General features: G+C 45.4%; 25 protein-coding genes. 4 read left to right on the forward strand and 21 right to left on the reverse strand.

The features are described from left to right. Positions 1–33 precede the first annotated feature (33 nt). From CIK90_RS08830 to CIK90_RS08845, 4 genes are all read left to right on the forward strand, one after another. On the forward strand, positions 34–1,926 hold the full coding sequence (locus tag CIK90_RS08830; RefSeq protein ID WP_371596000.1) for a glycoside hydrolase family 13 protein: 1,893 nt from the start codon (positions 34–36) through the stop codon (positions 1,924–1,926). Between the two features lie 608 nt (positions 1,927–2,534). Further along, complete coding sequence (locus CIK90_RS08835) at positions 2,535–5,081, forward strand: glycoside hydrolase family 9 protein (protein WP_094465007.1); 2,547 nt, start codon at positions 2,535–2,537, stop codon at positions 5,079–5,081. Between the two features lie 140 nt (positions 5,082–5,221). Beyond that, the gene (locus CIK90_RS08840; RefSeq protein WP_094440484.1) at positions 5,222–5,989 is read left to right on the forward strand and encodes a hypothetical protein; all 768 of its coding nucleotides are present in this window, start codon (positions 5,222–5,224) and stop codon (positions 5,987–5,989) included. A gap of 37 nt (positions 5,990–6,026) precedes the next feature. Next, complete coding sequence (locus CIK90_RS08845) at positions 6,027–8,507, forward strand: glycoside hydrolase N-terminal domain-containing protein (RefSeq protein ID WP_094465009.1); 2,481 nt, start codon at positions 6,027–6,029, stop codon at positions 8,505–8,507. A 7-nt stretch (positions 8,508–8,514) separates the two neighbouring features. Here the strand turns inward: CIK90_RS08845 and CIK90_RS14215 are convergent, their stop codons facing one another. The 21 genes from CIK90_RS14215 to rplX all read right to left on the reverse strand — a co-directional run bounded on the left by CIK90_RS14215 (position 8,515) and on the right by rplX (position 21,656). After that, positions 8,515–8,688, reverse strand: a complete 174-nt coding sequence (locus tag CIK90_RS14215; RefSeq protein ID WP_158214858.1) for a hypothetical protein — start codon at positions 8,686–8,688, stop codon at positions 8,515–8,517. 143 nt (positions 8,689–8,831) lie between these two features. Then, positions 8,832–10,169, reverse strand: a complete 1,338-nt coding sequence (gene gdhA / locus CIK90_RS08850; protein WP_094391174.1) for an NADP-specific glutamate dehydrogenase — start codon at positions 10,167–10,169, stop codon at positions 8,832–8,834. A 358-nt stretch (positions 10,170–10,527) separates the two neighbouring features. Beyond that, positions 10,528–11,439, reverse strand: coding sequence for an AEC family transporter (locus CIK90_RS08855; protein WP_094391173.1), 912 nt, complete (start codon positions 11,437–11,439; stop codon positions 10,528–10,530). An 803-nt stretch (positions 11,440–12,242) separates the two neighbouring features. Then, positions 12,243–12,752 carry a 50S ribosomal protein L17 gene (gene rplQ, locus CIK90_RS08860; protein ID WP_094391172.1) on the reverse strand — a complete coding sequence of 170 codons (510 nt, stop codon included), beginning with the start codon at positions 12,750–12,752 and terminating at the stop codon, positions 12,243–12,245. 33 nt (positions 12,753–12,785) lie between these two features. After that, complete coding sequence (locus CIK90_RS08865; protein ID WP_094391171.1) at positions 12,786–13,778, reverse strand: DNA-directed RNA polymerase subunit alpha; 993 nt, start codon at positions 13,776–13,778, stop codon at positions 12,786–12,788. A 12-nt stretch (positions 13,779–13,790) separates the two neighbouring features. After that, the gene (gene rpsD / locus CIK90_RS08870; protein ID WP_094391170.1) at positions 13,791–14,396 is read right to left on the reverse strand and encodes a 30S ribosomal protein S4; all 606 of its coding nucleotides are present in this window, start codon (positions 14,394–14,396) and stop codon (positions 13,791–13,793) included. Positions 14,397–14,440: 44 nt separating this feature from the next. Next, a complete protein-coding gene (gene rpsK / locus CIK90_RS08875; RefSeq protein WP_094391169.1) occupies positions 14,441–14,830 on the reverse strand; it encodes a 30S ribosomal protein S11 in 390 nt (129 codons plus the stop codon). Positions 14,831–14,873: 43 nt separating this feature from the next. Beyond that, positions 14,874–15,254, reverse strand: a complete 381-nt coding sequence (rpsM, locus tag CIK90_RS08880) for a 30S ribosomal protein S13 (RefSeq protein ID WP_092067126.1) — start codon at positions 15,252–15,254, stop codon at positions 14,874–14,876. 103 nt (positions 15,255–15,357) lie between these two features. Next, entirely contained in the window at positions 15,358–15,474 is a 117-nt protein-coding gene (gene rpmJ / locus CIK90_RS08885; RefSeq protein WP_094391167.1) for a 50S ribosomal protein L36, read from the reverse strand. A gap of 17 nt (positions 15,475–15,491) precedes the next feature. Then, a complete protein-coding gene (gene infA / locus CIK90_RS08890) occupies positions 15,492–15,710 on the reverse strand; it encodes a translation initiation factor IF-1 (RefSeq protein WP_094391166.1) in 219 nt (72 codons plus the stop codon). 1 nt (position 15,711) lies between these two features. After that, complete coding sequence (gene map, locus CIK90_RS08895) at positions 15,712–16,512, reverse strand: type I methionyl aminopeptidase (protein ID WP_094446794.1); 801 nt, start codon at positions 16,510–16,512, stop codon at positions 15,712–15,714. A gap of 5 nt (positions 16,513–16,517) precedes the next feature. After that, positions 16,518–17,861, reverse strand: coding sequence for a preprotein translocase subunit SecY (gene secY / locus CIK90_RS08900; protein ID WP_094434392.1), 1,344 nt, complete (start codon positions 17,859–17,861; stop codon positions 16,518–16,520). A 5-nt stretch (positions 17,862–17,866) separates the two neighbouring features. Continuing rightward, positions 17,867–18,313: a 50S ribosomal protein L15 gene (gene rplO / locus CIK90_RS08905; protein WP_094465011.1), complete on the reverse strand. Its 447-nt coding sequence runs from the start codon at positions 18,311–18,313 to the stop codon at positions 17,867–17,869. Between the two features lie 26 nt (positions 18,314–18,339). After that, positions 18,340–18,516, reverse strand: a complete 177-nt coding sequence (gene rpmD / locus CIK90_RS08910; protein ID WP_094391162.1) for a 50S ribosomal protein L30 — start codon at positions 18,514–18,516, stop codon at positions 18,340–18,342. Between the two features lie 16 nt (positions 18,517–18,532). Next, on the reverse strand, positions 18,533–19,045 hold the full coding sequence (gene rpsE / locus CIK90_RS08915) for a 30S ribosomal protein S5 (RefSeq protein WP_094391161.1): 513 nt from the start codon (positions 19,043–19,045) through the stop codon (positions 18,533–18,535). A gap of 6 nt (positions 19,046–19,051) precedes the next feature. Continuing rightward, a complete protein-coding gene (gene rplR, locus CIK90_RS08920) occupies positions 19,052–19,396 on the reverse strand; it encodes a 50S ribosomal protein L18 (RefSeq protein WP_094434390.1) in 345 nt (114 codons plus the stop codon). 24 nt (positions 19,397–19,420) lie between these two features. Further along, complete coding sequence (gene rplF / locus CIK90_RS08925; protein ID WP_094391159.1) at positions 19,421–19,990, reverse strand: 50S ribosomal protein L6; 570 nt, start codon at positions 19,988–19,990, stop codon at positions 19,421–19,423. Between the two features lie 16 nt (positions 19,991–20,006). Continuing rightward, complete coding sequence (gene rpsH / locus CIK90_RS08930) at positions 20,007–20,402, reverse strand: 30S ribosomal protein S8 (RefSeq protein ID WP_094391158.1); 396 nt, start codon at positions 20,400–20,402, stop codon at positions 20,007–20,009. Positions 20,403–20,476: 74 nt separating this feature from the next. Beyond that, entirely contained in the window at positions 20,477–20,779 is a 303-nt protein-coding gene (gene rpsN / locus CIK90_RS08935) for a 30S ribosomal protein S14 (RefSeq protein ID WP_094391157.1), read from the reverse strand. A gap of 5 nt (positions 20,780–20,784) precedes the next feature. Then, entirely contained in the window at positions 20,785–21,339 is a 555-nt protein-coding gene (gene rplE / locus CIK90_RS08940; RefSeq protein WP_094391156.1) for a 50S ribosomal protein L5, read from the reverse strand. Further along, a complete protein-coding gene (gene rplX, locus CIK90_RS08945; protein WP_094391155.1) occupies positions 21,339–21,656 on the reverse strand; it encodes a 50S ribosomal protein L24 in 318 nt (105 codons plus the stop codon). The genes rplE and rplX overlap by 1 nt, the downstream gene beginning before the upstream one ends. Positions 21,657–21,658: the final 2 nt, after the last annotated feature.

The following is a 21,658-nucleotide window of genomic DNA, read 5'->3' on the forward strand; positions in this document are numbered from 1 at the left end:
ATAAAACAAATTTTCTTATCCTTTTTGATGCTTATGAGCATGATTTCCGCTTCGGCTGCGGTAAAGATAGACCGCATAGACCCCACCGATTGGTATGTGGGCATGAAGGATGCAACACTGCAACTGATGGTCTATGGACCCAATATCCGCGAGGCTAACGTCACTACCGACTATCCCGGTGTGGCTATCGACTCGTTGATACGACTCGACTCGCCCAACTACTTGCTGGTTTATCTCAATCTGAAAGATGCACAGGCTGGAGAGATGACTCTCAACTTCAAGGTGGGCAAACAGCAGAAGAAGGTGAAATATCTGTTGAAAAACCGCGAAATGGCGGGCGAACGCCGCATGGGATTCACCAATGCCGACGTACTGTACATGCTGATGCCCGACCGTTTTGCAAATGGGAACCCCAACAACAATGCCTACAAGACCATGCGCGATAAGACCATCGACCGTCAGGCACCCAGTCTGCGCCACGGTGGTGACTTGGAAGGCATCCGTCAACACCTCGACTATTTCACCGAACTGGGTGTCACAGCACTGTGGTTTACACCGGTTTTGGAAAATGACAGTCCCAGCGACGGAAAGAGCAGTAGCTATCATGGCTATGCCACTACGGACTACTATCGCGTAGATCCACGCTTCGGAACCAACGCTGACTACCGTCGTTTGGCAGATGAAGCCCACAGCAAAGGATTGAAGATTGTGATGGACATGATATTCAACCACTGCGGATATTTCCATCCTTGGGTGGCTGACATGCCATCGAAAGACTGGTTCAACACATCGGAATGGCTTGCTCCAGAAAATCAAACTGCGGAGCATCAGAAGAACATAGGCACCATAGATGGTGTGGCTAAGGTGAACGACAAGTATCTCCAGACCAGTTATAAACTGACGCCAGTGATCGACCCATACGCCAGCAAGGTGGATCTGCACGAGACTGTGGATGGATGGTTCGTGCCTTCTATGCCCGACCTCAACCAGCGCAACACCCATGTGATACGTTATCTCATCCAAAACAGCGAGTGGTGGATAGAGACCGTAGGCATTGATGGCATACGTATGGATACCTATCCTTATGCTGACCGTGATGCTATGGCACACTGGATGAAAGTGCTTGGCGAGGAATATCCTAATTTCAACACCGTGGGTGAAACATGGGTTACCGAGCCTGCCTATACAGCTGCATGGCAGAAAGATAGCAAGTTGTCTGAGAAGAACAGTTATCTGCCTACTGTGATGGACTTTGCTTTCTTCGATCGCATCAATCAGGCGAAGAACGAAGATACCGACGAATGGTGGAACGGCATGAACCGCATCTATAATGTGTTGTGTTACGACTACCTCTATCCAAATCCAAAAAGCGTGATGGCTTTTGTGGAAAACCACGATACCGACCGTTTCTTGGGCGAGGGAAAAGATTCCGTTGCACTGAAACAGGCATTGGCGCTGCTGCTTACCATCAATCGCATACCGCAACTTTACTATGGCACCGAGGTGATGATGAACGGCACGAAGACTGTTACCGATGGTTATGTGCGTCAGGATTTTCCTGGCGGATGGGCTTCAGACAAGCACAACGCGTTTACTGCCGAAGGTAGAACAAAGGCGGAAAACGATATGTTCCGCTGGATTAGCAACTTGCTCCACTGGCGCAAGGGCAACGAAGTGATTACCAAAGGCAGTCAGACTCAGTTCATCACCTACAAGGGTGTCTATGTCGTAGCCCGTCAGTATAAGGGCAAGAGCGTGATGACCGTGATCAACGGTAAGCGCGAAGCTGCCGAGCTCGACGTTAAGCGCTATGCTGAAATCATAGGCGAGACGGTCAAAGCCACCGATGTGACCACTGGCAGACATGTATCGCTCAACAAGAATGTGAAGCTCCGCCCACGTCAGACGATGATTCTGGAATTTTAATTCCACTGCATACTCTACACTCATGCCCACCTTTCACCAAAGGTGGGCATGTTTGGTTTTACGCCACATCACGATGTGCGTCAAGCGAAGTACTATTGCGCCGCTGTGAAAAGGATGCTTTTCACGATGATTTGCCATAATCCGAAAGCTGTCTAAGTATCAAGCATTTGTGAGCTGCAAATATCAATTTACGCTGCAATTTCAATGAGTTTACTCAGCAAATCAATTTACTTTGCTCAGCAAATCAATTTATTTTGGTTAGCAAATCAATTTGATTTGGTCTGCAAATCAATTTGATTTGCTGAAAAAGAGAATATCGACAAGACAGAAAGATGGCATTGCAGGGCAAAGTATGCAACGTCAACCACTCTACCATACAACATACATGAATGACATAAGGACAGTGTGAAGAAATAAAGCATGAGACATGCACTATTGTTTCAAACCTTTTTTATCATGTTTCAAATGAATGGTAACTTAACCTCAAATACTTGTGGAGTTGATAGAAAAAGCGTATCTTTGCAACGAAATAACTAAAGATGGTGCGCAATAGCGCAGATCATGTCCAATACTACTACTTTCAAGCACAATAGAACAACCTACTCACTATGAAGAATTTTAAGCATCTATTCAAAACTAATGTCGGAAGTTTCGTACCGACGATTGTCGCATTGGCATATGCCATTGGTATTCAAGCACAAGATTTTAAACTGACTGAAGGTGGATACTTCCAGTGTGAAGGAGTCGATGTGATGGCATTCTACGACTTCTATCCAGAGGGACATCAAGGCGGAGTGTCTATCCTGATGAACGGAAACAGAGTGGCAACAAACGGCGATATACGTATGGAAGCTACTCCAGGACAATGGCAACCGGTGCCGAAACAACTGCGACGCGAGGCGAAAGGCAACACCATCGTGGCTGAACTGGCTTATCCAGACTCGTCAAGACACCTCACGGGCTTCAACCCGATGATATATCCCGACCTGCAATTGCGCTACACGGTAACAACTGAGGCTGTGGGGAACCACGTGGAAGTAACCGTGGATTTAGATCGTCCGATACCAGAGGAATGGTTGGGCAAAGTGGGATTCAACCTTGAATTCTATCCAGGGGCGCTCTTCGGAAAGCCTTGGCTGATGGACAGTCAATCGGGCATTTTCCCACGGCAACCGAACTCTCCGCTCGCTACAACCACACCCAACTATCTGCGCACGGGCGATTTCCACCAAAAAGGCAAATCGATCATTGACTTCAAGCGTCTGACGCGCACCGATAAGGGCTACAATCCTATCATTGCCGACGACATCATTGCCGAGCCATACTGCGTCGGCAGGCGCTTTGTGTCGCGTCCTGACGACAACTACAATAAGGTGACGATAGAGAGCATGACAGCAGATTTGAAGCTCTACGACGGTCGCATGAACCATAACAACGGTTGGTTTGTGTTACGATCGGAGATTCCTGCGAGCAAAACCAAAGGGGCTATCAAATGGATTATCACACCTACTGTGGTGAAAGGATGGCGCTACCAACCCGTGATACAAACCTCACAGGTGGGATATCTCACTCGCCAACAGAAAGTGGCGGTAGTGGAAATGGACAGCCGAGACGGTGCAGAGGGCGCTGCCGAACTCATATACATTGGCGCGGAAGGCGAGAAAGTGGTACGCACCATGCCACTCAACAAGTGGGGAAATTTTCTGCGCTACCAGTATGCACGTCTCGATTTCTCTGACATTGTCACTCCGGGACTCTACAAGATACGCTATCGCAATGTGCAGTCGTCGGTATTTAGAATCGACGACACCGTGTTTGACCGTGGTGTATGGCAACCGGTGATAGAATATTTCCTGCCTAATCAGATGTGTCACATGAGGGTCAACGAGAAATATCGCGTTTGGCACGACAGATGTCACATGGACGATGCACGTATGGCACGCAACGAAAACGGTATAGATGGTTATGATCAGAAACCGGGACTGTCTCCTTTTGCTGAGGAAGAAGAGGTGGATGGACTGGCTGTGGGCGGATGGCACGATGCTGGCGACCTGGACCTTCGCATCGAGTCGCAGATTGGCGAAGCCTACAATCTGGCGATGATATACGAGCAGTTTAAGCCTGAAATAGATGTGACGACCATCGATCAACAGCAGCATCTGACGGAGATTCACCAAGCTGACGGTAAGAACGACATCCTGCAACAGATAGAACACGGCGCATTGTCGGTATGTGCAGCATATCGCGCACTGGGCCGCCCCTACCGTGGCATCATCAGTCACGACCTCAGGCAATATGCCATGCTGGGCGATGCTGCCGCCATGACCGATGGTATCAAAGGCAACGACGACGACAGATGGGTATATACCGAAGACAATCCAATGCGCGACCTGACTACAGCTGCACATCTGGCGGGTGTCACACGAGTGCTGAAACTGCATAACGATACCTTGGCGGCACAGTGTCTGGAAATGGCACGCGCACTCTTTGCACGCGAAGAACCAGTGGCTGGGGCTAAACTGCACGCTGCCGTGGAACTCTATCTGACCACTGGTGATGCTGTTTATCGCAACTACATCCTGCGAAATCAGGCGGCAGTGATCAAGAACATCGGTAGAAACGCACCGATTCTGGCACGACTCGCACGACAGTGGGAACAACAAGGCGACAAGCAGGAACGTCGCTTTGCTGCAACATTCCGCAAAGCACTACCTGCCTGTGTGGAACAAATGAAGAACGAAGCGGCGAAAACTCCATACGGTGTGCCCTACGAACCAAGCATCTGGGGAGCTGGATGGGGTATTCAGAGTTTCGGTGTGAAATACTACTATCTCACAAAATACTATCCCGAACTGTTCGAACCACAGCCGGTTTACAGTGCACTCGACTTTATATTGGGATGTCATCCGGGCTCCAACACGGCATCGTTTGCATCGGGTGTGGGTGCAAAGTCGGCTACCGTGGCCTACGGAACTACACGCGCTGACTGGTCGTACGTGCCGGGTGGCGTGGTTTCGGGCACAGCCATCATACGCCCAGACTTCCCCGAACTGCTGGAATTTCCATACCTCTGGCAGCAAACAGAATATGTGTTGGGAGGCGGATCGTCTGACTATATGTTCTTGGTGCTCGCTGCTAAGCACCTCATGAAATAATACATCAGGGTAACAGCTGACCCCATCATTGCTACAGAATTAGGGATTCCCCTATGCAATGATGGGGATTTTTTCTTGCCATCTGACAGAAATTTGTTAACTTTGCCTGCGAAAAACAATAGATCATAACACGTAACAGTATGAAAAAGACAGTTTTCGCAATCATAGTAGCAACTATCATGATGAGCAGTTGCTCTAATAACGCTGCGGTAGGAACCTATGTGGGAGCACAGTTTGGAACGATCCTCGGTTCTGCCATCGGTGGCATTATCGGAGGACCGAGAGGCAGCGACATCGGAACCGTGATAGGCATGGCGGGCGGAGCTGCTATCGGTGCTGCCGTCGGACAGGCGGCTGACGACAAGGAGGAAATGGAGAACAGACGGCAGCAACAGGCCGATGCCGATGTTTACGACCCACGGTGTGAGCCCATGCAACCTAACGACGACAGCGCATACAGCGTGGATACAACAGGCAACAACGATGTAATCGACTTCGATGGACAGGGACCAAAGGAGATGCCGCAGACGGACAGCTACCAACCGAAAGCGGAGCCGACACTCGACATACGAAAAATACGCATCAGCTATGCGGGAATGGATGAGGTGGTATGTGCCGGAGATGAGTGCACCATACAGTTTGAAATCATGAACTGTAGCAACGAAACGGTATATGACGTGCAACCATTCGTCATCGACGAGAGCAACAATAAGCACATCCACATATCGCCAAACCTCCACGTGGAGCGCATTTCGCCCAATGCCGGAATACGCTATACGGCGACGATACTGGCGGATAGAAAACTGAAAAACGGTACAGCGACTATCCGAGTGGGCGCAGCAATAGGCAACCAAGAGGTGAAAGAGGGCGGAAAGACGCTCACCATCACCACTCGCAGAAGGCGATGAGGTGGAAACAATGCGAAATACTACAAATTAAAAAAATATGAAGAAAACATTATCACTGATTATCATGGCGGTCGTGGCGGTGGCTGTTTCAGCACGCGACGACCGCCGTGAACTTATGCAACTATGGTACGATCGGCCGGCTACGCAATGGCTTGAAGCATTGCCAGTGGGCAATTCACACTTGGGCGCTATGGTCTATGGAGGTACAACCGACGAGACCATACAACTCAACGAAGAGACGTTCTGGAGCGGCGGACCTCACCAAAACAACAGCACAAGGTCGCTGGGGCGCTTGGCGGAGGTGCGCAACCTCATTTTCAACGGCAAAGAGGAGGAGGCTGCAAAGCTCATCAACCAAGACTTCATCGTTGGACCACACGGTATGAGATTTCTGCCGATGGGACATCTGCGGATGAAAATGGACGGAAACGGTAAGGCTACCGACTATCTGCGCAATCTGCAACTGGACCGTGCGGTGGCGGAAACACATTTCAAGATTGACGGCGTGAACTATACACGCACCGTGTTTGCCTCAATGACAAGCAAGGTGCTCGTGGTAAGACTGACGGCGGATCGGAAAGGAGCTATCAACATGACAGCCACACTCGATGCACCGTTTGACTATACAACAAAGGCTGACGGCAAACAGATTACAATGAGCGTGAAAGGATGCAAGCAGGAAGGCATTGACGCAGCGCTCACCGCTGAATGTGTGGCTGAGATTCGAACCGATGGAAAGGTCGTGGAGAAATGTTTGAACGACAGTTGCAACACTGCGAATGCTTTACACGTGGAAAAAGCATCGGAGGTAACCATGCTGTTGAGCGCGGCTACCAATTTCGTCAACTATCACGATGTATCGGGAAACGCTGCAAAGCGCAATAACGAATGGCTCAATGCTGCAGAAGCACTCACCTATAACCAACTCTTGGAACAACACGAAAAGGAATGGAAAAGGCAGTTTGGCAACGTGGAGCTCACACTCGATGCTGACAGCAACGCTTTGCTGCCCACAGATCAACGACTGCTTCACTTTGCAGAAAGCAAGGATATGGCAATGGTGGCTCTCATGTTCCACTATGGCAGATACCTCCTGATCGCATCATCGCAGGAGGGAGGACAGGCTGCTAACCTTCAGGGCGTATGGAACGATAATACCCATGCACCGTGGGACTCGAAATATACCATCAATATCAATACGGAAATGAACTACTGGCCGGCGGAGGTGACCAATCTACGCAGCACCGTGGGACCACTGTTCTCACTGATCAAAGACCTCAGCGTCACGGGCACGACAACGGCAAAACAGATGTATGGATGTCGAGGATGGATGGCTCACCACAATACGGATATTTGGCGCATAGCAGGACCAATAGACGGAGCACAATGGGGAATGTTTCCCAACGGTGGGGCATGGCTCACCACACATCTCTGGCAACACTATCTCTACACGGGCAACAAAGACTTTTTGAAGCAATGGTATCCGGTGATTAAGGGCGCAGCGGAGTTCTATCTCGACTATCTGCAACCCATGCCGGGAACAACATGGCGTGTTGCTGTGCCGTCGGTAAGCCCGGAACAGGGACCAACAGGCAAGCATACGGCGGTAACGGCTGGTTGCACCATGGACAATCAGATTGCTTTCGATGCACTGTCGAATGCAATTCAGGCCTCTGAAGTGCTCGCAATAGACGAGCCGCTACGTCAGGAAATGAAGAAAATGAGGGACTTGCTACCTCCAATGCACGTCGGACGATATGCACAACTACAGGAATGGCTCATCGATGCTGACGACCCTCACAACGAGCACAGACATATCTCGCACCTCTACGGACTTTATCCCTCAAACCAGATATCGCCTTTCTCTCATCCAGAACTGTTCCGTGCGGCTGCTAACACACTGCATCAGCGTGGCGATATGGCTACAGGATGGAGCCTGGGATGGAAAGTTAACTTCTGGGCACGTATGCTCGATGGCAATCATGCATTTCGTATTATACGAAACATGTTGCACCTTTTGCCTTCTGATAAACTGGCGGCACAGTATCCAGAAGGTCGCACCTACCCTAACCTCTTCGATGCACATCCGCCGTTCCAAATTGACGGAAACTTCGGTGTAACGGCTGGTGTGGCAGAAATGCTTATTCAGAGCCATGATGGTGCGGTGCATCTCTTGCCTGCCCTACCCGATGATTGGACGAAAGGAAGCATCAACGGACTTTGTGCACGAGGCGGATTTGAAGTGGATATGACATGGAACAACCATCAGTTGACACAGGCTACCATCCATTCTACTATCGGCGGAACGCTCCGTCTGCGTTCGGCTGTGCCGTTGAAAGGCAAGAAGCTACGCAAAGCAAAGGGACAATGTCCAAACATGCTCTATGCCCCTGCGGTCATTGCAAAGCCCATTGTGGCTAAACGCATAGACGAGGGTGTAGATGCAAACATTCCTTCGGTCTATGAATACGACATCATGACGCAACCCGGACAGGTTGTTACCATCACTGCAAAATAAGCAATCGCTAACACATAATACCCATATAGTCGGCCTCTGCCACAGAGCGTAAGTTCTGAGCAGAGGCTGATTTATATCCCTTCATCAACAACATCAGACACCAAAGCAACAGCCGTACATCACGCTCGCATGTCGCATTTGCACAATGAACTGCTGTGCATATCATGGAAGGACGCGTCATAATATCACTCAGCAAAGCAATAAAGCTGATTTGCAAAGCTGCTTTGACGCAAGAAAAAACAGAAAGGAGGAAAGTCTTGCGACTTCCCTCCCAAGGATATGTTCCGACTACTTGTAATCGGAGTGCTTAGTAAAGAGAGTTTTTTAAACAATACCCTGAGCCATCATAGCATTGGCTACCTTCATGAAACCTGCTACGTTTGCACCCTTCACATAGTCGATATAGCCATCAGCCTGCTTGCCATACTTCACGCACTGCTCATGGATATTAGACATGATGTAGTGGAGTTTCTCATCAACTTCTGCCTCGCTCCAACCCAAACGCATAGAGTTCTGGGTCATTTCAAGACCAGAAGTGGCAACACCACCTGCATTGACAGCCTTACCAGGAGCAAAGAGCTGATGGGCAGCAATGAACTTTTCTGCTGCTTCTGCTGTGCAACCCATGTTAGATACCTCAGCTACGCAGAGTGGCTTGTGGGCCAAAATCTGGTCGGCATCGGCTCCATTGAGTTCGTTCTGAGTAGCACAAGGCAGATAAATGTCAGCCTCGCGCTCCCAAGGCTTCTTGTCTGCGTAGAATTCAGAACCTGCAAACTCTTCGGCATAAGGTGAGCAAATATCGTTACCTGAAGCACGAAGCTCAAGCATATAAGCAATCTTCTCTGCATCCAAACCGGCTGGATCGTAGATATAGCCGTCAGGTCCACTGATTGTGATTACCTTGGCACCAAGTTCAGTAGCCTTCTTGGCGGCACCCCATGCTACGTTGCCGAAGCCTGAAATAGCAACGGTCTTGCCCTTGATGTCGAGACCATGGGTCTGCATCATCTGATTGACGAAGTATAATGCACCAAAGCCTGTTGCTTCTGGACGAATCTTTGAACCGCCCCACTCGATGCCCTTACCGGTAAGAACACCCTGGAATTGATGGGTCAACTTCTTATACTGACCATACAGGAAACCAATTTCACGAGCGCCTACACCGATATCACCAGCGGGAACGTCCTCATCTGGACCAATATGACGATACAGTTCGGTCATGAATGCTTGGCAGAAACGCATCACTTCGTTGTCACTGCGACCACGGATAGAGAAGTCAGAACCTCCCTTACCACCGCCCATAGGCAATGTGGTCAGTGCATTCTTAAATGTCTGCTCAAATCCCAAGAACTTCAAAATACTGAGGTTTACAGAGGGATGGAAGCGCAAACCGCCTTTGTATGGGCCAATGGCGCTATTGTACTGTACTCGATAGCCGATATTTACATGCACCTCACCCTTATCATCAGTCCAAGGAACACGGAAAGTGATAATACGTTCGGGCTCAACAAGACGCTCAATTAACTTGGCGCGCTCAAACTCAGGATGCTGGTTATAGACTTCCTCAATAGAGAGTAACACTTCACGGACTGCCTGTAAGTACTCGGCTTCACCTGGGTGCTTATGTTCCAGGTCTTGCATGATTTTCTCTACATTCATAGTTTTAAGGATTTTATATTTTAGTAACTTTGTTGCAATGTGTCATTAAGACAATGCAAATATAGGTATCTTTCCCGAAACTTCAAAGAAAAATACGAAATATTTTAAAGTCAATGTTTACATTATGTTAATTTTGCACACTTATTTACGCTGTGCACGTACCCAACAATTGTTTTCTATGGGCTTAATAGTTCAAAAAAAGCATCTTTCAACAAGATTATTGAAAGACTACCACACTTCGTACAGCTATCACATTTACGATGGGAATACATCAGATGAATGGAATAGGTATATATCGGATGAATGACGCGTCAGCATGACTCAAAACACATAACGACTGACATTAAATCAATAACACTTATTTGAATAAGAGCGTTACTAATGGAATGCTCAGAATGGAGGCTACTGTGGTAATGAAGGTCATCTCGGTCATCAAAGATGGATTGCGACCGTATTTCATGCAGAACATTGTGCCGAAAGATGCTACGGGCATAGCAATAACAACGGTATTGATATTGTTGATGACATCGCTTACACCACATATCTTGAACAGAAAATAAACGGATAAAGGCACAACTGACAAACGCAAAACGGAGGCTACATATACCTTCGGGCTGCCTACTATCTCTCTTAACGAGAGACGCGCCATAGAAGAACCGATGATCATCAATGAGGCTGGAACTGTAATATTACCTACCATCGTCATGGGACGAGCTATCATAGCAGGGGTATGAATACCGAATGCAACCATTAAGGCGGCTACAAATGCTGCTATCATTGCAGGTGAAAAAAGCAACTTGGGATTGATACTCTTGATACTGTATTCGCCTTTTACAAGCATTACACCGGCGGTAAAGATAAAAAAGGTGTTGGGCATGTTCAATAAGGCTGCGTAAAATACGGCTTTAACACCGAATATCGAAGCAACTATGGGGTATCCAATAAAGCCGACATTGGCAAACATCAATGCAAAACCTATCATCCCACGCGCATCACGATCTTGCGTGATAAAACGCGGAACTAAGAAACCATAGACCAATAACAATATATAGGTAAGAAACCCTGTAACCAACAAAGGAAGAATAAGACTACGATCGGGAATTTCTGAACCCATAACGGACGATAAGATAAGCGCAGGGCACGTCACATCGATTACAATAGCAGATAACTTCTGTTCGAATTTATCACCCATGTAACCCAACTTATAAAGCACATAGCCTAATATCACCATGATGAACAAAATCACCATCACTTCTACATTCTCTATCATACAATCATTATTATTATCTACGGTATCTACACATACTTATGACGATCATTGCTATTCTTTGAATTGCGTTATCTTCTTATTGTAACTAAGACTGGTTCTATTAATATAGAACTAATGCCTTCAATGCAGCAACTAAAGACAGAAAGGACCATAAGATTTCTACCTCAAACATGTTCATTCAAATACCGATTCCGTTTCTTGTTATCCTATACTATCTATAAACTTATTTTTTAGCAGCTATAAAACCATTTGAAAAAAATATGCCGCTTATCATAAAAGGCTGTCGTCGCAATTATATGCGTTATGACACCTTTGCAAAAGGACTGTTTTACATATACAGTAGAACAACTTCTTCTTTACTTGATGCCACATATACCATCGTTGAACGGTACCTTCAAGAGATATATAAAGCACTTACATTAGGTTCAAAGTCACAGTTCCATAGCTCAAAGTCCATCGCAACATCATTGATCCTATATATGCCAATACCAAAAGGCAACTACTCCAATATAGTAAGATGTCCATTTCACAACTGAAAATCTACACACTATTCATTGAATCAAAAATATGCCAATACCAAAAGGCAACTTCTCCGATATAACAAGGTGTCTGCGACAATAATTAAAGACAGCGACTTCAATCCGCTAAACATAGTGTATTAAACTTAATATAAGAGATCATAAACCATACATAAAAGCACTGTAACCTGATTGGCTTAATGGCAATAAAAGCAAAAATAATATCTAAAAAAATCCCGCTCACTTTATGTAAGCGGGATTCTACTATTTGAGATTAATCGATGATTACTCTGCTTTTGCCTCTTCTGCAGCAGGTGCTTCAGCTACGGGAGCTTCTGCAACAGGTGCCTCAGCGGGAGCCTCAGTCTTAGCAGCAGTTGACTTGCGTGAACGGCGAGTCTTCTTAGCTTCAGACTTAACGGTCTTGGCCATGTTCTCATCAAAGTCAACAAGCTCGATGAAAGCTACAGAAGCAGCGTCACCCTGACGGGTACCGAGCTTGATGATACGGGTGTAACCACCGGGACGGTCACCAACCTTCTCTGCAACAACTCCGAAGAGCTCTTTCAGAGCTTCCTTATTCTGAAGGTAGCTAAATACTACACGACGTGAATTGGTTGAATCGTCCTTTGAGCGTGTAATCAGGGGCTCAACATACTTCTTGAGGGCCTTTGCCTTGGCAAGAGTCGTAGTGATTCTTTTGTGCATGATCAGCGAAATAGCCATGTTGGCAAGCATAGCTGCGCGATGATCTGCAGTACGGCTCAAATGATTGAATTTCTTATTGTGTCTCATTTTTCGTTTTTTCTTAGAGGACTAATGGCCTTATTATGCCTGGTCCAGTTTATACTTTGTAATATCGGTTCCAAACGACAGATTCAGACTCTCGAGCAAATCATCAAGCTCAGTGAGCGATTTCTTACCGAAGTTACGGAATTTAAGCAAGTCGGTCTTGTTGTACTGTACAAGATCACCAAGGGTCTCGACATCGGCTGCTTTCAAACAGTTAAGCGCACGAACCGAAAGGTTCATATCTACCAACTTAGTCTTGAGCAACTGACGCATGTGCAATACTTCCTCGTCAAACTCCTGGTTGCCTTCAACATCATTATTCTCCAATGTAATCTTCTCGTCAGAGAAAAGCATGAAGTGATAAATCAATATCTTGGCGGCTTCTTTCAAAGCATCTTTCGGGTGAATGGAACCATCCGTTGTTACTTCAAGCACAAGCTTGTCGTAGTCTGTCTTTTGTTCAACACGATAAGGTTCAACAAAATACTTAACGTTACGGATTGGGGTGTAGATTGAATCGATTGCTATTACATTAACATCGGTACAATACTCACGGTTCTCGTCTGCGGGAACGTAACCACGACCTTTATTAATTGTTAGATCAATCTGCATCGAAGCTTTGGAATCTAAATGACAAATCACCAAATCGGGATTTAACACTTCAAATCCAGTCAGATACTTACCTATATCTCCAGCTTTGAACTCGGTAGAATTCTCAACGGTGATAGAGACTTTTTCGTTCTCGAATTCTTCCACTACTTGCTTGAATCTTACTTGCTTCAGATTCAAGATAATGTTGGTTACATCTTCCTTTACACCAGGTACTGAAGAGAATTCATGCTCAACACCAGCAATACGAATGGTGTTGATTGCATAACCCTCGAGCGATGAAAGAAGAATGCGGCGCAAGGCGTTACCAATGGTTACACCAAAACCTGGCTCAAGAGGACGAAATTCGAACTTGCCGAACTTGTCATTGGCCTCCAACATTACGACTTTATCAGGTTTTTGAAATGCTAATATCGCCATTAATTTAATGATTTATTTAGAGTACAACTCAACGATTAACTGCTCCTTAATGTTCTCAGGAATGTCGGCACGTTCAGGAACGTGGAGATACTTACCACTCTTGGTCTGCTCATCCCATTCAATCCAAGGATATTTGCTGTGGTTGAAACCTGCAAGGGCAGCGTCGATAACCTCGAGAGACTTAGACTTCTCACGAACACCAACAATCTGACCAGGCTTAACAGCATAAGAAGGAATGTTCACAACATTGCCATCAACGATAATGTGCTTGTGACTAACCAACTGACGGGCAGCGGCACGAGTGGGAGCAATACCCAAGCGGAACACCACATTGTCAAGGCGGCTCTCCAAGTGCTGGAGAAGAACCTCACCGGTGATACCAGCTGCTTTAGCTGACTTCTCGAACAAATTACGGAACTGACGCTCAAGAACACCATAGGTGTACTTGGCTTTCTGCTTCTCTGCCAACATGACAGCATACTCCGACTGTTTGCGACGGCGATTGTTGCCATGCTGTCCCGGAGGGAAGTTCCTGCGGGACAAAACTTTGTCTGCGCCGAAGATGGCTTCACCAAATCGACGAGCAATTTTTGATTTCGGTCCAATATATCTTGCCATAATCTTAATAGATGTCTAATAAATAATAATAATGTTCCTTTCAATTATACACGACGACGCTTCGGAGGACGACATCCGTTGTGTGGCAGTGGAGTTGCATCGATAATCTCGATAACCTCAATTCCTGCACCATGCACCGCACGGATAGCTGACTCACGACCGTTACCGGGACCTTTCACATAGGCCTTAACCTTGCGAAGACCAAGGTCAAAAGCGACCTTTGCACAATCCTCAGCAGCCATCTGTGCAGCATAAGGAGTGTTCTTTTTAGAACCACGGAAACCCATTTTACCTGCTGAAGACCAAGAAATAACCTGACCCTCATCGTTGGCTAATGATACAATAATGTTATTGAAAGAACTGTGTACGTGAAGCTGACCAAGGGCATTTACTTTCACGTTTCTTTTCTTTGAAGTGACTGTTTTCTTTGCCATAATTCTTAATTCTTAACTGTTACTGATTTTTGTGAATTGTGAATTACTTCGTGGCCTTCTTCTTGTTTGCAACAGTCTTCTTCTTACCCTTGCGGGTACGTGCATTGTTCTTGGTGCTCTGACCACGAACAGGAAGACCGTGACGATGACGGACACCACGATAGCAACCAATATCCATCAGTCGCTTGATATTCAACTGGATCTCACTACGAAGATCACCTTCTACTTTGAATTCAGCACCGATAATCTCACGGATCTTGGCTGCCTGGTCGTCACTCCATTCGCTGACTTTCAGGTCGCGGCTCACGCCGGCCTTGTCCAAAATCTTTGCTGAACTACTTCGACCAATACCATAGATATAGGTCAATGCGATTTCGCCACGCTTCTCTTGGGGCAAATCTACTCCAACAATTCTAATTGCCATTTGTTACTTAAAATAAATAATTAAAATTCGAATTTCTGCTAAAAAGCATGCAAAGATACACAGAATTTGCGAAACTTCATGTATCCTTTATGCTTATTTAACATTAGCCCTGACGCATTTTATACTTAGGGTTCTTCTTGTTGATAACGAACAGACGTCCCTTACGACGTACAATCTTGCACTCTGGGGTACGTTTTTTCAATGATGCTCTTGTCTTCATTATAATTTTCTCCTTATTTATTTGTATCTAAATACAATTCGTCCTTTAGTAAGATCGTAGGGGCTCATCTCAACCTTCACCTTGTCTCCGGGAAGAATTTTGATATAATGCATACGCATCTTACCAGAAATGTGTGCTATAATGGGCACACCATTTGCCAATTCAACTCGGAACATTGCGTTGGACAATGCCTCGACAATTGTACCATCTTGCTCAATAGCGCCTTGTTTTGCCATACTAATATTGTTTTCCTTCTATCGTTTCAACTTCTTCAAATGAGGATAAAATTTCAGCCTTGCCTTTTCTAATTGCTATGGTATGCTCAAAGTGTGCAGCAGGTTTACCATCTCGAGTACGAATGGTCCACTTATCGGCATCAAGCCAAATTTCGCGTTTTCCCATCGTTATCATCGGTTCAATCGCTATACACATATTGGCCTTCAAGAGAATACCGTTTCCTCTACGACCATAATTAGGTACAGGAGGATCTTCATGCATCTCATGACCAATACCATGACCGGTTAACTCACGGACAACACCGTAATTTTGTACTTCACAATGATCTTGAACAGCACTGCTGATGTCACCCAAATGATTTCCTGCAACTGCATTTTCAATGCCTTTGTACAAAGATTCTTTAGTTGTGCGAAGTAATTTCTTAACTTCATCACTGACTTCCCCAACGCAGAACGTATAGCAAGAGTCACCGCAAAATCCATTCAATAACGTACCACAATCAATGGAGATTATATCACCTTCCTTTAATACGGTCTGTGCATTAGGTACTCCATGAACTACGACATCATTGACTGATGTACAAATACTGGCAGGGAACGGCCCTCCATATGGATTTGGAAATCCCTTAAAAGTCGGAATAGCTCCATGGTCACGGATAAATTCCTCTGCCATCTGATCCAACTGAAGGGTCGTTACGCCAGGCTTAATATATTTCGCAAGATGCCCGAGCGTTTTACCAACAAGTTGGTTAGCATCGCGCATCAAGTTTATTTCGTCCTCTGTTTTTAGAAATATCTTCATACAGATTAGTAGGCTGCTACACCGCCACGTCCATGAATACGGCCAGAACTCAATAGTCCATCGTAGTGTTTCATCAACAAGTGACTCTCAATCTGCTGGAGTGTATCAATAACAACACCAACAAGAATCAACAAAGATGTTCCACCAAAGAACTGAGAGAAGGCATCCTGAACATTCAACAATCCAGCCAAAGCGGGCATAACAGCAATGAAAGCAATAAACAACGAACCAGGGAATGTGATACGCGACATAATAGTGTCGATGTAATCAGCAGTCGGTTTTCCAGGCTTAATACCAGGAATAAATCCATTGTTACGTTTCATATCCTCAGCCATTTGGGTTGGATTAAGCGTAATAGCTGTATAGAAATAGGTGAATAGAATGATAAGAACTGCAAAGATAATATTGTAAGTCCAACTGTGATGATTCAACAACGAACGAACAAACCAACTTGCATTCTCAGGAGCTGCATACTGCACAAATGCCAAGGGGATGAACATCAATGCCTGAGCAAAGATAATTGGCATCACATTGGCGGCAAACAACTTGAGTGGGATGTACTGACGTGCACCACCAACCTGACTATTACCTACAAGACGTTTTGCGTACTGTACGGGAATCTTACGAACTCCCTGTACCAGAATGATAGATGCGCAAACAACTGCATAGAGAATGATAATCTCTACAAGGAACATCACAAGTCCACCACTGGTAATAGCGGTAAAACGCGAGCCTACTTCCTGGATGAAAGCTTGAGGCAGACGTGCGATGATACCAATCATAATGATTAGAGAAATACCATTGCCTATACCTTTATCTGTAATGCGCTCACCCAACCAAAGGATGAACATACTTCCTGCTGCGAGAATAAAACATGCGGGGATTGAGAAAATCGTCCAGTTGATTCCCGAGGCCAAAGCTTGACCAGCCTGCATTTTCAAGTTAATGAGATAACTCGGTGCCTGAAACAGCAGGATACCTACTGTCAGATACCGAGTATAAGTCATTATCTTTTTGCGGCCACTCTCGCCTTCACGCTGCATCTTTTGGAAATAAGGTACAGCAACAGCAAGAAGCTGCATAACGATAGAAGCAGAGATGTAAGGCATGATTCCAAGCGCAAAAATTGATGCGTTGGAAAATGCACCACCGGAGAACATATCCAAAAGTGACATAAGGCCACCTTGCGTTTGTGACTGCAGTTTGTCGAGCATGCTAGGATTAATACCAGGCAGAACTACGAACGAACCAAAACGGTATATTGCTACAAACAAGAAGGTGATGAGGATGCGCTGACGCAAATCCTCAATCTTCCAAATGTTCTTCAGTGTCTCTATAAACTTCTTCATCTTTTTTAGATAATTGTTGCGTTACCACCTACTGCCTTGATTGCTTCTTCGGCAGTTTTTGAGAATGCATTAGCTTCTACATCTACCTTGACTTTCAGTTCACCGTTTCCGAGAACCTTAACCAACTCTTTACCATTGGTAAGACCTGCTTCAACGAGTTCAGCAACACCAATCTTGGCATAACCATGCTTTTCAGCAAGCTTCTGAAGTGTAGAAAGGTTTACTGCGAAATACTCCTTGTGGTTGATATTTTTGAAACCAGCCTTAGGAACACGGCGCTGAAGAGGCATCTGACCACCTTCGAAACCAATCTTTCTCTTGTAACCTGAACGAGCCTTTGCACCCTTGTGTCCACGCGTAGAAGTACCACCAAGACCTGAACCGGGACCACGTCCGATTCGACGGCTTGAATGTGTAGATCCTTCAGCGGGCTTTAAAGTATGAAGTTTCATATTCGAATCTGTTTAATAAATGATAATTAATCGATAACAGTCACTAAGTGATGGACTTTACGTACCATACCACGGATGACAGGAGTATCCTCCACCTCAACTACCTGAGAGATCTTGCGAAGGCCAAGAGCCTGAAGAGTACGCTTCTGATCTACAGGGTAACCGATTTTGCTTTTAATTTGCTTAATCTTAATTGTTGCCATAGTTAATATCTCCTTATTATCCTCTAAATACTTTATCCATACTGATTCCACGTGTGCCGGCAATAGTATAAGCATCACGAATCTGGCTCAAAGCAACGATTGTTGCCTTAACCAAGTTGTGAGGGTTAGAAGAACCCTTTGACTTGGCCAGAATATCCTTAATACCTACGCTCTCAAGCACAGCACGCATAGCACCACCGGCAACAAGACCGGTACCAGCAGCAGCAGGCTTCAAGAAGACCTGAGCACCACTGTAACGTGCTTCCATCTCGTGAGGAATGGTTCCCTTGAGTACGGGAACCTTTACAAGATTCTTCTTGGCTGCTTCTACACCCTTGGCGATAGCTGCGGTAACTTCACCAGCTTTGCCAAGACCCCAACCAATGATACCGTTGCCGTCACCGACAACAACAATGGCTGCGAAAGTAAAGGTGCGACCTCCCTTAGTTACTTTGGTAACACGGTTGATGGCAACCAATCTGTCTTTCAACTCAACGTCACTATTTACTTTAACTTTATTTATTGCCATAATCGTTTAGAAATTAAGTCCACCTTTACGAGCTGCATCAGCCAAAGACTTTACTCGGCCATGATAGAGATAACCGTTACGGTCAAAGACCACGCTTTCAACGCCAGCCTCCTTGGCCTTCTGGGCTACCAATTCGCCAACCTTCTCAGCCTGTTCGATCTTAGGCATAGCCTCAAGACCGAGAGAAGATGCAGATGCAAGAGTTTTACCTTCCAAATCATTTATCACCTGAGCATAAATCTGCTTGTTACTACGGAAAACGCTCAAGCGGGGACGCTCGGCTGTGCCGAAAACGTTCTTACGAATTCTGTATTTGATCTTAATTCGTCTTTCTACTTTCTTTGTTGTCATAATCTTCAATTCGTTTAATGATTATTACTTAGCTGAAGCTGACTTACCCGATTTACGACGGATAACCTCGCCCTTGAACAAGATACCCTTTCCTTTATAAGGTTCAGGCATACGGAAAGAACGAATCTTAGCACAGATGAGTCCGAGCAACTGTTTGTCGCAAGACTCAAGTACAATCTGAGGATTCTGGTTGCGCTCAGACTTAGTCTCAACCTTTACTTCACTTGGAAGCTGAAGGAAAATGGGGTGAGTATAACCGAGAGAGAACTCGATAAGATTACCCTGGTTTGAAACACGATAACCTACACCGATCAGTTCCATTTCCTTCTTATAACCTTCACTTACACCAACAACCATGTTGTGTACAAGGGCACGGTAAAGACCATGGAAAGCCTGTTTCTGTTTGAGATTAACAGGACTATTCTCGTCAATTTCGAAAGAAACGTGACCATCAGCAATAGTCACCTTGATAGAAGAATCAACCTTTTGAGAGAGTTCACCTTTGGGACCCTTAACGGTTACAATTCCATCCTGACCCTGAGCTACAGTAACACCAGCAGGAATACTAATTGGCAATTTACCTATTCTTGACATATGCTATTCCTCCAATTTAATATACATAACAAAGTATTTCGCCACCAATCTTCAAATCAGAAGCTTCTTTGTCTGTCATTACACCTTGGGATGTAGATAAGATTGCAATACCTAATCCGTTAATAACTCTCGGCATGTCTTTGTAGCCAGTGTATTTGCGAAGACCTGGAGTCGATACGCGTTTCAAACACTTAATGGCATTTGCCTTTGTTGCAGGGTCATACTTCAAAGCAACTTTGATACTTCCCTGAGGTCCATCTTCTACGAACTTGTAGTTCAAGATGTAACCCTTCTCGAAGAGGATCTTAGTGATTTCCTTCTTCAAGTTAGACGCAGGAACTTCAACAACACGGTGATGAGCCATAATTGCGTTTCTGAGTCTTGTCAGATAATCTGCTATTGGATCTGTCATAAAATAAAATGTTTAATTAATCGGGACAACCCCGACAATATTAAATAAATAATCTCTTTCGATTCAAATGTTGATTACCAACTTGCTTTCTTTACGCCTGGAATCAGACCGTTTGAGGCCATCTCACGGAACTGAATACGCGACAGTCCAAACTGACGCATATAACCTTTGGGGCGTCCTGTAATCTTGCAACGGTTGTGCAGACGGATAGGATTAGCATTCTTAGGAATGCTTTGAAGTTTACGAGCTGCCTCGTAAGCTTCTGCGGGATCCTCTGTTGTTGCGATGATTTTCTTCAGGGCAGCACGTTTCTCGGCGTATTGAGCAACCATCTTAGCACGCTTTACCTCGCGAGCCTTCATAGATTCTTTTGCCATATCTATTAATCTTTTTTAGCGTTTTTGAATGGCAGACCGAAAGCTTTGAGGAGAGCATAACCTTCTTCGTCGGTAGTAGCCGAAGTAACGAAGGTAATGTTCATACCCTGGATGCGGTCCACTGAGTCAATGTTGATTTCAGGGAAGATAATCTGCTCCTGAACACCAAGAGTATAGTTACCACGACCATCAAACTTGCTTTCGATACCCTTGAAGTCACGGATACGAGGCAAAGCAACACGTACGAGTCTCTCAAGGAACTCATACATACGCTCACGACGCAAAGTTACCATAACACCGATAGGCATCTTCTTACGAAGTTTGAAGTTAGCAATATCCTTCTTGGAATAGGTTGCAACGGCCTTCTGTCCAGCGATAGTAGAAATTTCATTGATAGCAACATCAATGATTTTCTTATCCTGAGTTGCATCACCCAAACCCTGGTTGATAACAATTTTCTTCAGGACAGGAATCTGCATGGCTGAAGTGTAGTTGAACTGCTTCTGGAGAGCTGGAGCAATTTTCTCCTTATACTCTTTCTTTAACTGTGCTGTATCCATTACTTAATTTCCTCCCCTGACTTTTTAGAGACACGGATTACGTTTTTGCCATCATGTTTGATAGAAACACGAGTAGGCTTACCGCTCTTCGGGTCAATCAGACTAATATTTGAGATATGAATAGGAGCTTCTTGCTTGATAATACCTCCCTGAGGGTTCTGGGCATTAGGCTTAGTGCTCTTAGAAACCATATTGACTCCTTCAACAATAGCCTTTTCTTCCTTTACCAAGACTTTGAGCACCTTTCCCTTGCTGTTTTTATTCTTACCAGCGAGGACGATTACCTCATCACCTTTTTTAATATGTAACTTACTCATTT

The sequence above is a fragment of the Prevotella sp. P5-126 genome (assembly GCF_002251185.1).
In the GTDB taxonomy this organism is placed as follows: Bacteria; Bacteroidota; Bacteroidia; order Bacteroidales; family Bacteroidaceae; genus Prevotella.

Excerpts from the sequence above, each read along its gene's own strand:
- CIK90_RS08830 (WP_371596000.1), top strand. The coding sequence starts at position 34 with ATGAGCATGATTTCCGCTTCGGCTGCGGTAAAGATAGACCGCATAGAC.
- CIK90_RS08835 (WP_094465007.1), top strand. The coding sequence starts at position 2,535 with ATGAAGAATTTTAAGCATCTATTCAAAACTAATGTCGGAAGTTTCGTA.
- CIK90_RS08840 (WP_094440484.1), top strand. The coding sequence starts at position 5,222 with ATGAAAAAGACAGTTTTCGCAATCATAGTAGCAACTATCATGATGAGC.
- CIK90_RS08845 (WP_094465009.1), top strand. The coding sequence starts at position 6,027 with ATGAAGAAAACATTATCACTGATTATCATGGCGGTCGTGGCGGTGGCT.
- CIK90_RS14215 (WP_158214858.1), bottom strand. The coding sequence starts at position 8,688 with ATGACGCGTCCTTCCATGATATGCACAGCAGTTCATTGTGCAAATGCG.
- gdhA (WP_094391174.1), bottom strand. The coding sequence starts at position 10,169 with ATGAATGTAGAGAAAATCATGCAAGACCTGGAACATAAGCACCCAGGT.
- CIK90_RS08855 (WP_094391173.1), bottom strand. The coding sequence starts at position 11,439 with ATGATAGAGAATGTAGAAGTGATGGTGATTTTGTTCATCATGGTGATA.
- rplQ (WP_094391172.1), bottom strand. The coding sequence starts at position 12,752 with ATGAGACACAATAAGAAATTCAATCATTTGAGCCGTACTGCAGATCAT.
- CIK90_RS08865 (WP_094391171.1), bottom strand. The coding sequence starts at position 13,778 with ATGGCGATATTAGCATTTCAAAAACCTGATAAAGTCGTAATGTTGGAG.
- rpsD (WP_094391170.1), bottom strand. The coding sequence starts at position 14,396 with ATGGCAAGATATATTGGACCGAAATCAAAAATTGCTCGTCGATTTGGT.
- rpsK (WP_094391169.1), bottom strand. The coding sequence starts at position 14,830 with ATGGCAAAGAAAACAGTCACTTCAAAGAAAAGAAACGTGAAAGTAAAT.
- rpsM (WP_092067126.1), bottom strand. The coding sequence starts at position 15,254 with ATGGCAATTAGAATTGTTGGAGTAGATTTGCCCCAAGAGAAGCGTGGC.
- rpmJ (WP_094391167.1), bottom strand. The coding sequence starts at position 15,474 with ATGAAGACAAGAGCATCATTGAAAAAACGTACCCCAGAGTGCAAGATT.
- infA (WP_094391166.1), bottom strand. The coding sequence starts at position 15,710 with ATGGCAAAACAAGGCGCTATTGAGCAAGATGGTACAATTGTCGAGGCA.
- map (WP_094446794.1), bottom strand. The coding sequence starts at position 16,512 with ATGAAGATATTTCTAAAAACAGAGGACGAAATAAACTTGATGCGCGAT.
- secY (WP_094434392.1), bottom strand. The coding sequence starts at position 17,861 with ATGAAGAAGTTTATAGAGACACTGAAGAACATTTGGAAGATTGAGGAT.
- rplO (WP_094465011.1), bottom strand. The coding sequence starts at position 18,313 with ATGAAACTTCATACTTTAAAGCCCGCTGAAGGATCTACACATTCAAGC.
- rpmD (WP_094391162.1), bottom strand. The coding sequence starts at position 18,516 with ATGGCAACAATTAAGATTAAGCAAATTAAAAGCAAAATCGGTTACCCT.
- rpsE (WP_094391161.1), bottom strand. The coding sequence starts at position 19,045 with ATGGCAATAAATAAAGTTAAAGTAAATAGTGACGTTGAGTTGAAAGAC.
- rplR (WP_094434390.1), bottom strand. The coding sequence starts at position 19,396 with ATGACAACAAAGAAAGTAGAAAGACGAATTAAGATCAAATACAGAATT.
- rplF (WP_094391159.1), bottom strand. The coding sequence starts at position 19,990 with ATGTCAAGAATAGGTAAATTGCCAATTAGTATTCCTGCTGGTGTTACT.
- rpsH (WP_094391158.1), bottom strand. The coding sequence starts at position 20,402 with ATGACAGATCCAATAGCAGATTATCTGACAAGACTCAGAAACGCAATT.
- rpsN (WP_094391157.1), bottom strand. The coding sequence starts at position 20,779 with ATGGCAAAAGAATCTATGAAGGCTCGCGAGGTAAAGCGTGCTAAGATG.
- rplE (WP_094391156.1), bottom strand. The coding sequence starts at position 21,339 with ATGGATACAGCACAGTTAAAGAAAGAGTATAAGGAGAAAATTGCTCCA.
- rplX (WP_094391155.1), bottom strand. The coding sequence starts at position 21,656 with ATGAGTAAGTTACATATTAAAAAAGGTGATGAGGTAATCGTCCTCGCT.